This window comes from Saccharopolyspora sp. NPDC000359 (genome assembly GCF_040300525.1).
Taxonomy (GTDB): Bacteria; Actinomycetota; Actinomycetes; order Mycobacteriales; family Pseudonocardiaceae; genus Saccharopolyspora.
Map to the genome: position 1 here is coordinate 1 of NZ_JBEPDU010000070.1, position 13,554 is coordinate 13,554.

Here is a 13,554-nt window from a genome sequence, read left to right on the forward strand (position 1 = left end):
CCCGCCTCTCGTCGCTCGCCGCCGCCCGCCTCTCGTCGCTCGCCGCCGCCCGCCTCTCGTCGCTCGCCGCCCTCGCTGCCGCTGGCCTCTCGTCGCTCGCCGTCCTCGCTCGCCGTCGCCGTGATGACACACGCCTGCCGGACCGTCACCTGGACAAGCCCTGGTGTGGTTCTTGAATTTACAGTTTCAGTTGAAACTGTACCCCCGGGTGACGGGGCCGCAGTTTCAATTGAAACTGCGAATCCCCGTGGCTGGGAGCCGGAGTTTCAGTTGAAACTGCGGGACTCCGGCGTGTTGGGTGCCCGACACGCCGGTGGTGCGCCGGGTGTTCTCGCCGAGGTCACCTCGGGGAGGAGGTCCGGGCGGTTTCCGGGGGAGTCGTGGGAGTTCGGCGGAAGTCGGTCGGTGGAGCGGCGGGTGTGGGGTGTGGGGTGCTGGGAGTGGTGGGGGCGTGGGTCAGTCGCGGGTGAGGGAGAGTTCTTCCAGGTCTAGTTGGTGCATCACCCGGCGGAGGACTTCGTCGTCTATTCGGCGGTTGTCGCGGAACTGGACGAAGACCGCTCGCTCCGCCGCCAGCATCTCGCCGCGCAGCCTCCGGTACGCCTCCGTCGGGCTCTCGCCGACTTCGTCGGCGGATCGCCCGAGGCGCTCCCACGCCTGGTTGCTGCGCTGTTCCGCGGCGCTCCGCAGCCGCTCCACGACGTCGCCTGGTGGTTCGGTCTCCGCGGCGAGCGCGGTCAGGCGCTCTTGTGCGGCGCGTGCGGCGTTGTGCTGGGCTTCCGCTTCGGCGAGCGCGTCGGTGTAGTCCTCGGTGCCGCGCACCCCGAGCTTGTTGATGAGCCAGGGCAGCGTGCTGCCGTGCAGCAGCAGCGTCGCCAGGGTCACGAAGAACGTCAGGAACAGGACTTCGGGGCGGTGCGGGAACGGGGTGCCGCTGGCCGTCACTGTCGGGATGGCCGACGCCGCCGCCAGCGAGACCACGCCGCGCATGCCCGCCCACGACACGACCGCCTTGTCCCGCCAGTTCGGGCCGCGGCCGCGCAGCAGTTCCGGCAGGTACATCACCAGGTAGACCCACGCGATGCGCGCGAGCACCACTCCGGCGGTGAGCGCCAGCCCGGCGACGAGCAGGGGGCCGAGGTCGACCGAGGCGCTTTCCGCGACACTGCGCATCTGCAGGCCGATCAGGGCGAACACCACCGCTTCGAGCAGGGTGTCCGCCGCGTTCCACACCGCCCGGTCCTGCAGGCGGGTGGCCGCGCTGCCCGCGGTCGCGTGGTGGCCCAGGTACAGCCCGGCGACCACCACGGCCAGCACCCCGGAGGCGTGCACCTCCTCGGCGATGAGGTAGGCGAAGAACGGCACGATCAGGCCGGTGGCGCTTTCGAGCAGGTCGTCGCGCAGCGCCCGCCGGATCCGGTGCACCACCCACCCGGTGGCGTAGCCGATCAGCACCCCGCCCACCGCGGCGACCAGGAACGTGCCGATCCCGCCGAGCAGCGAGGAGCCGAGCCCGACCGCGGCGGCCACGGCCACCCGGTAGGCGGTCAGCGCGGTGGCGTCGTTGACCAGGCTCTCGCCGCTGAGCACGGTCATGATCTTGCGTGGCAGCCCGAGCCGGCGGCCGATGGAGATGGCCGCGACCGCGTCCGGCGGCGCGAGCACCGCGCCGAGCACCAGTGCCGCGCTCACCGGCAGGTCCGGCACCAGCCACCACGCGATGGCCCCGGCCACCGCGGTGGTGAACAGGACCAGCCCGACCGCCAGCAGCCCGATCGGTCGCAGGTTGGCCCGGATGCCGATGGTGGAGCTGTTCAGCGCCGCCGAGTACAGCAGCGGCGGCAGGATCAGCAGCAGCACCACGTCCGGGTCCAGCGTGTAGTCCGGGACGCCGGGGATCGACGACACCGCGAGCCCGATCACGACGAGCGCCAGCGGCGGCGACACGCCGACGCGCCGCGCGACCGCGGTCACCGCCAGCGACCCGGCGAGCAGGGCCATCAACGCGGGCAGCTCGTGCATCGTCTCTCCCGTGTTGCTGCGGACGGGTGAACCGTGCGGTTACGGTCAGGACGACATTCTTGCGCGAAAGCGCGGGAGAAGGAGGTTCGGCGATGTCCACCACCTGCGCGCACCTGCGCGAGGCGACCGACCGCGTGCCGGAGCCCAGCCGCGTGGACGGCTGCGAGGACTGCTTGGCCGCGGGCGAACGCGCGTGGGCGCACCTGCGGATGTGCACCGAGTGCGGTCACGTCGGTTGCTGCGACTCCAGCCCGCACCGGCACGCGACCGCGCACTTCCACCAGACGTCGCACCCGGTGGTCCGCTCGTTCGAACCGGGCGAGTCCTGGACCTGGTGCTACGTCGACGAGCAGCTCCGGCCCTAGCGCGTCAGCGCTCGTCGGCGGGTTCTTCGGCGGATCCACCCCGGGCGAGGCGGCTGTGGTGCTGGCTGTAGAGGAAGTAGAGGACCAGTCCGAGGACCATCCAGATGCCGAAGCGGATCCAGGTCCAGCCTTCCAGGTTCAGCATCAGGTACAGGCAGGCCGCGGCGGCCAGCACCGGGATCACCGGCACCCACGGCACGCGGAAGGCGCGCGGCAGGTCCGGGCGGGTCCGGCGCAGCACCAGCACGCCGATGGACACCAGCACGAAGGCGAACAGGGTGCCGATGTTGGTCATCTCGGCGAGCACGTTGATCGGGGTCAGCGAGGCGATGATGGCCACCACGACGCCGGTGATGATGGTGATCCGGTAGGGCGTGCGGTACTTCTTGTGCACCTTGGCGAACCACACCGGCAGCAGCCGGTCGCGGCTCATCGCGAAACCGACCCGCGCCTGGCCCAGCATCAGGATGAGGATCACCGTGGTCAGCCCGGCGATGGCGCCCAGCGAGACCAGCCCGACCGCCCACGGCGCGCCGATCGCCTGGAACGCGGTGGCCATCGGTGCCGCGGTGTCCAGCTGGTCGTACTTGACGATGCCGGTCATCACCAGCGACACCAGCACGTACAGGACCGAGCAGATGGCCAGCGAGCCGAGGATGCCGATCGGCATGTCCCGCTGCGGTCGGCGGGTCTCCTCCGCGCCGCTGGCCACGATGTCGAAGCCGATGTAGGCGAAGAACACCAGCGCGGCACCGGCGACCAGGCCGCTGAGCCCGTACGAGCCGGTCTGCCCGAAGATCGTGCTGATCAGCGGCTGCTCCAGCGGGGCGCTGACCGCACCGGGTTCGGGCGGCTGGTGCGGCGGGATGAACGGGGTCCAGTTGGCGGCCTTGACGAAGAAGGCGCCGAAGATGATGAAGAACAGCACCACGGCGAGCTTGATGGCCACCACGACGTTGGTGACCGCGGCGCTGAGCCGGATGCCGACCACCAGCACGATGGTCAACAGCAGGGCGATGACCGCAGCCGGGACGTTCGCCACGCCGCCCGCGCCGGGTGCTGCGGTCAGTGCCTCGGGCAGGGCCAGACCCACCGAGCCGAGCGCTTCGACGAAGTACTGCGACCAGCCGACCGAGACGGTGGACGCGCCGATGACGAACTCCAGCATCAGGTCCCACCCGATGAGCCAGGCGAAGAACTCGCCCAGCGAGGCGTAGGAGAACGTGTAGGCGGATCCGGCCACGGGCACCACCGAGGCGAACTCGGCGTAGCACAGCGCGGCCAGGCCGCAGGCGATGCCGGAGAGGACGAACGAGATGGAGATGCCCGGTCCGGCGTCGGTGGCCGCGGCCACGCCGGTGAGCACGAAGATGCCGGTCCCGATGATCGCGCCGATGCCGATGCCCAGCAGGTCCACCGCGCGCAGCACGCGCCGGAGCCGGAATTCCGGTGCCTCCGCATCGTGGATGGACTGCTCGACCGTCTTGACCCGCATGATGGTCATGGGTGGCCTCCTCACCCCAGCCCCCGGCAGGCCGGACTGGCCCGCCCGCGCGGCGCAACCGCGTCTGGGACCAGCATTGTGCCCGGGGTCACATCCCACAAGGCGAGGCTGTTCCGCGCGCACCGGCCGTGATCAGCGCGGCCGCGGCGGGGCGGTGCGCGCGGCGTCGGCCCGCCCGCTCACGGCGGCGGCGATCACGCCGTCGACCAGCACGAACAGCTGCTCAGCGAGCTCGCCGGGGTCGGCGACGTCGAGCCGGTCCACCAGTTCCCGCAGGTTGCCGATCACCGCCGCCGAGCGCCGGACCTCCGGTCCTCGGCCGGTGTTCGAGCGGGGTCCGCTGGCGGTTCAGGGCATCGCGGCGGCGATGTCGGCAGCCGCCTTGCTGGCGAGGGTGCCCAGCTCGGGGAAGCGCGACTCCGGGACGCGGTCGCGGGGGCCCCAGATGCTGACGATGGCGAACGGGCGTTCGCGCGCGTCCAGCGCCGCCGCCGCGACGCCGTGGACCTCGGGTTCCAGCTCGCCGACGCCGACGCTGTAGCCCTGCTCGCGGATCTCGGCGAGTTCGGCGCGCAGCGTGGCGCGGTCGGTCCGGGTGCTGGCGGTGTACTCCGCGAGCGGACCGGCCAGCATCGAGTCGACCTCCTCGTCGGGGAGCCAGGCGAGGTAGGCCTTGCCCGCTGAGGTGGCGTGGATCGGCACCTGCCTGCCGAGCCAACGGGCGCTGAGCACCACCGGTGGCGCCACCTCGTCCACGTAGGTCAGACCGAGGTGCTGCGCCACGGCGAGGTTCGCGGTTTCGCCCGTCTCGCGGCTGAGCCGCTCCAGCACGTCGTGCGCCCGGCGCACCAGGCCGTCCACCCCCGCGGTCGCGGCCATCCGGCTGATGGCGAAGCCGATCGAGTAGCGGTTGGTCAGCGGGTCCCGCTCGACCAGCCCGTGGTGCTCCATGGTGGCCAGCAGCCGCCACGCGGTGGCCCGGTTCAGGTCGCACTCGGCGGCGAGCTCGGCCGCTGGCCGACCCCCGGGCGCGCTCGAGGAGACCGCGTTGAGCAGGGCGACCGCGCGGTCCAGGGACTGCACGCGCCCGCTCGAGGAACGGGTTCCGTCCTGGTTGTGGGCCGCTTCCACGCTCATGACCCCACCCTAATCCGCCCGCCCGGCGGTCCTGGACCGGTCGGGTGGCCGGGGTTGACGCGATCGATCTCGCCCGCTTAGCGTCGCACATAGCGAACAGTCAACGCACATTGTGAGATGCCATGGATCGAGTGGTCACCCCGTACGAAGGCAGCGGGCACCAGCCCTGGGACGACGCCGCGGAGATCCCGGCGCCGCTGCGGTTGCACCGGACACCGGTCAGCCCGCGGTGGGTCGACTACAACGGCCACATGAGCGAGTCCTGCTACTTGCTCGTGTTCGGCGACGGCTCGGACGCCTTCTTCCGCTACCTCGGGATCGACGAGCAGTACCGCGACGGCGGGCACTCGCTGTACACCGCCGAGACCCACCTCCACCACCGGCGCGAGGCCGCCGAGGGCGACGAACTGGAGCTGACCCTGCGGGTCCTCGACCACGACGCCAAGCGGGTGCACCTCTTTCACGAGATGCACCACGGCGGCAGCGGCGAACTGCTGGCCACGGCCGAGCAGCTGCTGGTCCACGTCGACACCGAGCAGGGCCGGTCCACCGAGATGCCGGCGGAGTTCCAGCGGCGGCTGACCGCGATCCAGCGGGCGCACGCGGCCCTGCCCGTGCCCGGCGTCGTCGGCCGCCCCATGGGCATCCGGCGCTGAACCCCCAGACCAAGACCGAGGAGCGGACGTGGACTTCGAGCTGACCGCCGAACAGCAGATGATCGTCGACACCGTGCGCAAGTTCGTCGCCGTCGAACTGGAGCCGCACGAGGACGAGGTCGAACGCCTCGACGAGGTGCCGGGCGACCTCGCCGCGCAGGTCCGGGCCCGGGCCATCGAGGCGGGCCTGTACGCCGCCAACATGCCCGCCGAGCTCGGCGGGGGCGGCCTGGACGCCACCGGCCTCACGCTGGTCGAGCGCGAGCTCGGCCGCACCAGCTACGCGCTGCAGTCGCTCGTCGCGCGGCCGAGCAACATCCTGCAGGCGTGCGAGGGAGAGCAGCGCGAGCGCTACCTGCTGCCCGCCATCCGCGGCGAGCGCCACGACTGCCTGGCCATGACCGAGCCCGGCGCGGGTTCGGACGTGCGGTCGATGACCACGCGCGCGGTGCGCGACGGCGACGACTACGTGCTCAGCGGCACCAAGCACTTCATCAGCCACGCCGATGCCGCCGACTTCGTCGTGCTGTTCGCCGCGACCGGCGTCGAGCAGACCGCGCGCGGGCCGAAGAACCTGATCACGGCGTTCCTGGTGGACGTCGACACCCCCGGTCTGGAGGTGCGGCGGGGGTCGGCGTGCGTGTCGCACCGCGGGTACCACCAGTGCGAGCTGGCCTTCACCGACTGCCGGATCCCGGCCGGGCAACGGCTCGGCGCGGAGGGCGCGGGGTTCGCGCTGATGGGCGAGTGGCTGGGCGCGAGCCGCCTCAGCGTCGCGGCGACCAGCGTCGGCCGCGGGCGGCGGGTGCTGGAGATGGCCACCCGGTGGGCGGCGGAGCGGCAGCAGTTCGGCCAGTCGATCGGCAGGTTCCAGGGCGTCGGGTTCCAGCTCGCCGACATGGCCACCGAGCTCGACGCGGCCGAGCTGCTCACGCTGCGGGCGGCGGCGAAGCTGGACCGCGGCGGCATGACCGACCAGGACGCGGCGATGGCCAAGCTGTTCGCCTCCGAGGCGCTGGGCCGGATCACCGACCGCGCGGTGCAGGTCTTCGGCGGGATGGGGCTGATGGCCGAGCTGCCGATCGAGCGATTCTGGCGGGACGCCCGGGTCGAGCGGATCTGGGACGGCACCAGCGAGATCCAGCGGCACATCATCTCCCGGTCCCTCCTGCGCCCCCTCGGGTCATGAGCACCGCACCCGCACGGCAGGAGGAGTTGCGCCGACTGCTGGCGCCGCGGCACGTCGCCGTCTTCGGCGGGGAGGCCGCGGCCGAGGCGGTCCGGCAGTGTCGCCGCATCGGTTTCGCCGGTCCGATCTGGCCGGTGCACCCGCACCGGGCCGAGGTCGAGGGGCTGCCCTGCTACCGCAGCGCCGCCGACCTCCCGGCAGCACCGGACGCGGCCTTCGTCGCGGTGCCGGGGGAGGCGACGGTCGGCGTGGTCGCCGACCTGGCCGCGCGCGGGGCCGGGGGAGTGGTGTGCCACGCCTCCGGTTTCGCCGAGCACGGCGCGGAGGGCGCCGCGCTGCAGGAGGACCTGGTGGACGCCGCGGCGGGCATGGCGCTGATCGGGCCGAACTGCATCGGCCTGCTCAACTACCTCGACGGTGCCGCGCTGTGGCCGGACCAGCACGGCGGTCGCCGGGTGGAGCGCGGCGTCGCCGTGCTCACACAGAGCGGCAACATCGGGCAGAACCTCACCATGCAGCGCCGTTCGCTGCCGCTGGCGCAGCTGATCACCCTCGGGAACGGGGCGGTGACCGGCGCCGCCGAGCTGGTGGACGCCCTGCTCGACGATCCGCGCATCACCGCGATCGGCCTGCACCTCGAGGGCGTGGACGACGTCGCGGCCCTGTCCCGCGTCGGCCTGCGGGCGCTGCGCGCGGGGGTGCCGATCGTGGTGCTGAAGTCCGGCAGTTCCGAGCTCGGCGCGCGGGCCAACCTCAGCCACACCAGCTCGCTGGCGGGTTCGGACGTGCTCTGCGACGCGCTGTTCCGGCGGCTCGGCATGGCCCGGGTGCACCGGGTGGACACCTTCGTGGAGACGCTGAAGCTCCTCCACGTGCACGGCCCGCTGGCGGGCACCCGGATCGCCTCGGCCAGCTGCTCCGGAGGCGAAGCCGCGCTGGTCGCCGACCTCGCCGAGCAGCACGGGCTGGACCTCCCGCCGTTTTCGGAAGTCACCGAGCAGCGGTTGCAGGAACTGCTCGGCGACCGCGTCGCGGTGGCCAACCCGCTGGACTACCACACCTACATCTGGGGCGACCTCCCAGCGCAGGCGGCGTGCTTCGCGGAGCTGCTCGGCGCGGGCCTGGACGCGCACCTGCTGCTGGTCGACTTCCCCCGCGAGGACCGCTGCGCCGGCGGGCCGTGGGCGACCACTGTGGACGCCTTCCTCGCCGCGCACCGCGCGGCGGGTTCGGTGGCGTGCGTGGTGAGCTCACTGCCGGAAGGCCTGCCGGAGCCGGTGGGGGAGCGGCTGCTGGCCGAGGGCGTGGCGCCCATGCAAGGCGTCGCGGACTGCCTCGCGGCCATCGCGGCGGCGTCCGGGATCGGCGCTGCACAGCGGGAATCGCACTCCGCAGCACCGCTGGAGGTCCCGATCCGGGTGGTCGGCGAACCGCACCAGCTCGACGAGTGGGCAGGCAAGCAGGAGCTGGCCGCGGCCGGGGTGGCGGTCCCGGACGGGGTGTTGAGCGGTGCGGACGGCGCGCCGGACGCCGCCGCCGAGCTGGGTTTCCCGGTGGTGGTCAAGGCGGTGTCGGCCGAGCTGGCGCACAAGACCGAGGCCGGTGCCGTGCGGGTCGGGCTGACCAGCCGCGACCAGGTGCGCGACGCGGTCGAGGGTATGGCCGGGCTCGCCGAGACCTTCCTGGTCGAGCGCATGGTCGCGGGCGCGGTCACGGAGCTGATCGTCGGTGTGCGCCGCGACCCGCAGTTCGGTCCGGCGCTGACGATCGGTGCGGGCGGGGTGCTCGTCGAGCTGGTGCGCGACTCGGCCACCCTGCTGCTCCCGGCGTCTCGCGAGGAGGTAGAGCAAGCCCTGCGCGGCCTGCGGATCTGGCCGCTGCTGGCGGGTTTCCGGGGACCCGCCGCCGACGTGCCCGCCGTGGTGGAGGCGATCGCCGCGATCGCCGAGCACGCCCGCAACGACGACCGGCTGCTGGAACTGGACGTGAACCCCCTGCTGGCGCTGCCAGGGGGCGCGGTGGCGGTGGACGTGCTCCTCCGTCGGGCGAGGAGGGACGATGACTGACCAGGTGCGCACCGACGTCGACGGCGGGGTGCTCACGGTGACCCTGGACCGGCCGAAGGCCAACGCCATCGACGTCACCACCAGCCGGGAGCTGCACGCGGCGTTCGAGCGCCTCCAGCGCGACGACGCGTTGCGCGTCGCGATCGTGACCGGAGCGGGCGAGCGGTTCTTCTCGGCTGGCTGGGACCTGAAGGCCGCAGCGGAGGGGGAGGCCGTCGACGCCGACCACGGGCCGGGCGGGTTCGCCGGGCTGACGGAGTTCTTCGAGCTGGACAAGCCGGTGATCGCCGCGGTCAACGGGCTGGCCATGGGTGGCGGCTTCGAACTCGCCCTGGCCGCTGACCTGGTGCTGGCCGCCGAGCACGCCGAGTTCGCGCTCACCGAGGTGACGCTGGGCATGGTCGCCGACTCCGGTGGCGTGCTCCGGCTGCCCGAGCGCCTGCCGCGGGCGGTGGCGGCGGAGATGCTGTTCACCGGCCGCCGCATGGGCGCGGCCGAAGCCGAGCGGTGGGGACTGGTGAACCGGGTGGTCCCGGCGAGCGACCTGCTCGGCGCGGCGACCGAACTGGCGCACCAGGTCTGCGCCGGCGCACCCCTGGCGATCGCGGCGGTGAAGGAGGTCCTGCGTCGCACCGCCGCGCTGGACGTCGAGTCCGGATTCCAGCTGATGCGCAGTGGGGAACTGCCGAACTACCAGGCGGTGCTCCGGTCCGAGGACGCGTTGGAGGGGCCCCGGGCGTTCTCCGAACGGCGCAGTCCTCAGTGGACAGGACGGTGACCGGGGCGTGCGGTCGGCGCCGCACGCCCCGGTCGCTCAAGCGATCCGCACCCCGCGCGAGAGCTGCCGCACGGGGGTTCGGAGCCGGTGCGCGCTGACCCACAGCGCCCCGGCCCCCAGCAGCACGTCGAACCCGAGCCCGTACGGCCACACCGCGGGGGCGCTCACCACGTCGTCGTAGTCGGAGGCCGTCGGGTCCACGCGCGTGGCGCGCACGGCGAGTCCGATGGCGCTCAGCGGGTCCAGGTCGATCAACGGCTCCTGCTCACCCGTCGTCGGGTTCAGCTCCGCCGGTGGGGCCGGGGTGGCGTCCCCGAGGATGGCGAACGGGTTCGGTGCGAGCAGCCACCACACGAGCTGTGGTTGCGGCACCTCGTAGGTGTAGGGCGGGAGGTCGCTGCCCGACGGGGTGGAGGTCTTCTCCGCGACGGTCAGCGGGAGCGCCAGCACGAAGGTGATCACCGTGCCGACGGTCATGGCGAACACCAGCAGGTAGGACATCAGCGTCGAGGTGATCCCGCGCGCCAACAGCGCCGACAGGCCTTGTGCCAGCGCGCAGACCACGCCGATCAGCAGCGCGACCACCGCGATCCCCGCCAACGCGCGCAGCAGCCCGACGCCGCCCTCCAGCACCGCCCACAGGGCGAACGGCAGCGTCAGCGCGAGGAACACCAGCCCGGTGGTCCAGGCCGCCACGAACTTGCCCAGCGCGATCTCCCACGCTGTCAGCGGCGTCACCTGCACCGTGGCGAGGGTGCCGCGCTCCCGGTCGCCGTTGATCGACTGGGCCGCCAGCGCCGGTGCGACCAGCAGCGCCAACCCGAGCACGAACAGCATCAGGCCGCCGAACATCGGCAGACCCAGGTGGGCCGTGGCGATGTCCGAGCTCGCGCGCGTCATCCCCAGGCCGTACCGGAGCAGCCCGGTGTAGGCCGCGATGACGGCGACCCACGCGATCAGCAACCAGCGCCAGCGACCGGTGCGCAACCGGACCCGGAACTCCTGCGCGGCCACGATCTTGATCCCGCTGGGGGTCATCGGCGCTCCTCGGTGTAGGCCAGGTAGGCGGACTCCAAGTGGTTGCCGAGGGGAGCGAACTCGCAGACCCGCACGCCGTCGGCGATCAACTGGGCGAGCAGCTCCGCCGCCGCCCGCTCGGACTCGACCTGCACGTCCACCCCGGCGGAGTGCGCGACGTGCGCGATCCCGCGCTGCTCCAGCGTGGCGGGCAGATCACCGCCGACCGACCGCACCCGCCAGGCGGTGCGGTGGTCGAGCTCGTCCACCCGGTGCTGCCCGACGGTCCGCCCGCCGTCGACGAACACCACCCGGTCGGCGATCTCGGACAGCTCGCTGAGGATGTGGCTCGACACGAGCACCGCGGCGCCCTCCGCTGCCTGCGCGCGCAGCAGGTCGCGCAGCTCCACGCGCGAACGCGGGTCCAGCCCGGAGGCGGGCTCGTCGAGCAGCAGCACCGACGGCCGGTGCACCAGCGCCCGAGCCAGCGCGAGGCGCTGCTTCTGGCCGCGTGACAGGACGTGCACCGGCTGCGGGGCGAACTCCGCCAGGTGCACGAGTTCCAGCAGCTCGGCGACGCGGGCCTTGGCGTCGGCACGCGGCATCCGGTGCGCGTCGGCGAAGAAGGCCAGGTACTCGCGGGTGGTCAGCTGGTCGTAGACGCCGAAGGCGTCGGGCATCCAGCCGAGCTCCCGCCGCACCGCGAGCGGATCGGCGACCGGGTCGAGCCCCGCCACCCGCAGCTCGCCGGAATCCGGTGCCAGCAGCGTGGCCAGCATCAGCAGCAACGTGGTCTTGCCCGCACCGTTCGGCCCGACGAGGGCGGTGACCTCGCCGTGGGGGACGTCGAGGTCGATCCCGCGCACGGCTTCCACCGCGCCGAACCGGCGTCGCACATCCCTGGCGAGGACGGCTTGGTCCTGCGTAGGCATCGTGTGGCACTCCTGGTTGTTGATCTCGCGCCCGTAGGACGCGCCGGAGTGCGCGGTGGTTGCTCGCGGTGTCAGGCCTGCCGGCTGGAGCGCTCGGCGGTGCCCAGCGCGTTGAGCGCGTCGAGCGCCGAAGTCCTGGTCTCCTGGTCCACCGAACCGCCGTCGGGCGCTGACTGCAGCAGGGTCTCCGACGGCGCGGCAACCGGTTCCAGGTCCGGGCGGGTGCCGCCGCGCTGGCGCTGCGGGACCGCCATCCGCGGCTGGGACAGCGTCGGCGGCGCGGGCGGCGGCGCTGGCTGGCTGGCGCTGATGTAGAGCCCCTCCAGCACCAGCACGATGATCCCGATCATCAGCGCGCCGATCGCCAACCACAGGCCGGTCGGTTCGCCGCCGAACCACCAGAGCGCGCCCGCCGCGCCGCAGCCGGCACCGGCCGCGATGGCCAGCAGGTGGAAAAGCAGGTGGACGGCGTAACCCCTCACGACCCGGATACCTCCCCGTGCTCGACCGCGGTCCGTCCCCGGTGCGAACTGCGCTCGTCGGAATTGGGCGGCTGGTGCCGAACACGCACCCCGCTGCTGCTCGGTTGCCCGGTCGCGAGCCAGGTCACACCGCCAAGAGCGGGTCGGACTCCCGAGAACCGATGGTAGCGCCCGATCCGCGCCCATCGCCCGATCAAGCACGTTGCATCCGATATCACCTGTTCGGGCGACGGGGCCGGTGCGCGCCCAGCGGCTCGGACCACCCCGACCTACCGTGAGTCCAAAGGGCCCCCGTCACCCATCGGTGCGGTGCCGGCCGGCGCGGTCGCGCCAGTAGCCGAGACGTGCGGTGGCCCCGTGCTACGCACAAGTGGGGGGTGGGTGCCGGTGATCAATTCGCTGGCCGGATTCGCGTTGGCTGCATCGATCGGGATTGGTGCGCTCCTCTGCTCACCGGTCCTGATGTCCTGGGTGGAGCACCGGATGCTCGGACCGCGCGGGAGCGCCGGAGGTCGGCACCGCCGCCCAGCCGCCAGACCGCACCTGCTGGCCATCCAGTGGCGCACCGTCATCCCGACGCCGCGCCGGGTGCCCGCGGGTGGTCCGGGCGCCATGCGCAAACCCGGCCCGCGACGTTCCTTCGACCGCCCTACACCGGTTCGACACCGGGTGAAGCAACACAGCTGACCAACGCCTCGACCGTCGCGGCGGCCTGCGCCCGGTACCAGGTCCCGGCCGGGAGGACCAGCTGCGGCGACTGCCCGGCCCCGGCGCCCAGCACCCGCGCCTCGGGCTCGGCCGCGGGCTCCGGCCCGTCGCCACCCACCAACAAGGTCAGCGGACCACCCCGGTGCCACAGCCAGAGCACGTCGGAGTCCACCGAGCGCCAAGCCGACCGCTGGGCGGGCGGCAGCAGGAAGTAGGCGGCCGTGGCCGCCGGGCGCGCACAACCCCGCGAACTGGTCCAGGTGCGCCGGAACCAGCCGCCCGACGGGTGCGGCAGCAGGTCGAACTCCTCGGCGGTGCGGTTGCGCGTCTCCAACGAGACGAACTCGCCCGCCGCGTCGCGCCGCGCGTAGCGGACCCCGATCACCGCGCCGCGCTCGAGCGGTCCGTAGACGTGCGGGAACAGCTGGTCGGCGTCGATGCCGTCCGGCGGCGCGGGATCGGCGGCCTCCCACCGGACCGGGGCGGACAGCTTCCCCGGGTCGAGCTCCAGCGCGATCATCGGCTCCGTCGCCGGGCGGAACAGCGTGTTGGCGACCGCGAGCGCGGTGCGCACGTCCGGCGAGCAGTGCACGAAGCCCTCCGCCTGGAGGCTGGCGGCGTGGATCGGGGAGCCGCGGTCGGCGTGGAAGGTGCTCAGCGGCAGCAGGTGCAGCAGCGTCGAAGTCACCACGACAGTT

General features: G+C 72.8%; 13 protein-coding genes. 5 read left to right on the top strand and 8 right to left on the bottom strand.

Annotated elements, in window-relative coordinates:
• Positions 1-456 precede the first annotated feature (456 nt).
• Complete coding sequence (locus ABT324_RS30580) at positions 457-2,022, bottom strand: Na+/H+ antiporter (RefSeq protein ID WP_351184520.1); 1,566 nt, start codon at positions 2,020-2,022, stop codon at positions 457-459.
• 92 nt (positions 2,023-2,114) lie between these two features.
• Between ABT324_RS30580 and ABT324_RS30585 the strand changes: the two genes are divergently transcribed.
• Positions 2,115-2,387, top strand: coding sequence for a UBP-type zinc finger domain-containing protein (locus ABT324_RS30585; RefSeq protein ID WP_351184522.1), 273 nt, complete (start codon positions 2,115-2,117; stop codon positions 2,385-2,387).
• A gap of 4 nt (positions 2,388-2,391) precedes the next feature.
• On the opposite strand, the gene ABT324_RS30590 is transcribed toward ABT324_RS30585, so the two are convergent.
• The 3 genes from ABT324_RS30590 to ABT324_RS30600 all read right to left on the bottom strand — a co-directional run bounded on the left by ABT324_RS30590 (position 2,392) and on the right by ABT324_RS30600 (position 5,028).
• Positions 2,392-3,891 carry an amino acid permease gene (locus ABT324_RS30590; protein ID WP_351184524.1) on the bottom strand — a complete coding sequence of 500 codons (1,500 nt, stop codon included), beginning with the start codon at positions 3,889-3,891 and terminating at the stop codon, positions 2,392-2,394.
• A gap of 132 nt (positions 3,892-4,023) precedes the next feature.
• The gene (locus ABT324_RS30595; protein WP_351184526.1) at positions 4,024-4,179 is read right to left on the bottom strand and encodes a hypothetical protein; all 156 of its coding nucleotides are present in this window, start codon (positions 4,177-4,179) and stop codon (positions 4,024-4,026) included.
• Positions 4,180-4,239: 60 nt separating this feature from the next.
• Positions 4,240-5,028, bottom strand: coding sequence for an IclR family transcriptional regulator (locus ABT324_RS30600; RefSeq protein ID WP_351184528.1), 789 nt, complete (start codon positions 5,026-5,028; stop codon positions 4,240-4,242).
• 122 nt (positions 5,029-5,150) lie between these two features.
• Between ABT324_RS30600 and ABT324_RS30605 the strand changes: the two genes are divergently transcribed.
• From ABT324_RS30605 to ABT324_RS30620, 4 genes are read left to right on the top strand one after another with little or no spacing between them, the layout of a single operon-like run.
• Positions 5,151-5,684, top strand: a complete 534-nt coding sequence (locus tag ABT324_RS30605) for a thioesterase family protein (protein ID WP_351184530.1) — start codon at positions 5,151-5,153, stop codon at positions 5,682-5,684.
• Between the two features lie 28 nt (positions 5,685-5,712).
• Positions 5,713-6,873, top strand: a complete 1,161-nt coding sequence (locus ABT324_RS30610) for an acyl-CoA dehydrogenase family protein (protein WP_351184532.1) — start codon at positions 5,713-5,715, stop codon at positions 6,871-6,873.
• On the top strand, positions 6,870-8,939 hold the full coding sequence (locus tag ABT324_RS30615; protein WP_351184534.1) for an acetate--CoA ligase family protein: 2,070 nt from the start codon (positions 6,870-6,872) through the stop codon (positions 8,937-8,939). The genes ABT324_RS30610 and ABT324_RS30615 overlap by 4 nt, the downstream gene beginning before the upstream one ends.
• Positions 8,932-9,717, top strand: a complete 786-nt coding sequence (locus ABT324_RS30620; RefSeq protein WP_351184536.1) for an enoyl-CoA hydratase-related protein — start codon at positions 8,932-8,934, stop codon at positions 9,715-9,717. The genes ABT324_RS30615 and ABT324_RS30620 overlap by 8 nt, the downstream gene beginning before the upstream one ends.
• Before the next feature lie 36 nt (positions 9,718-9,753).
• Here the strand turns inward: ABT324_RS30620 and ABT324_RS30625 are convergent, their stop codons facing one another.
• The 4 genes from ABT324_RS30625 to ABT324_RS30640 form a co-directional block, all read right to left on the bottom strand.
• Positions 9,754-10,755: an ABC transporter permease gene (locus tag ABT324_RS30625; protein ID WP_351184538.1), complete on the bottom strand. Its 1,002-nt coding sequence runs from the start codon at positions 10,753-10,755 to the stop codon at positions 9,754-9,756.
• Positions 10,752-11,666, bottom strand: coding sequence for an ABC transporter ATP-binding protein (locus ABT324_RS30630; protein WP_351184540.1), 915 nt, complete (start codon positions 11,664-11,666; stop codon positions 10,752-10,754). The genes ABT324_RS30625 and ABT324_RS30630 overlap by 4 nt, the downstream gene beginning before the upstream one ends.
• A 71-nt stretch (positions 11,667-11,737) precedes the next feature.
• Positions 11,738-12,148, bottom strand: a complete 411-nt coding sequence (locus ABT324_RS30635) for a hypothetical protein (RefSeq protein WP_351184542.1) — start codon at positions 12,146-12,148, stop codon at positions 11,738-11,740.
• A gap of 649 nt (positions 12,149-12,797) precedes the next feature.
• Positions 12,798-13,544 (bottom strand): cupin domain-containing protein, encoded by a 747-nt coding sequence (locus ABT324_RS30640; RefSeq protein WP_351184544.1) that lies wholly within the window; start codon positions 13,542-13,544, stop codon positions 12,798-12,800.
• Positions 13,545-13,554 lie beyond the last annotated feature (10 nt).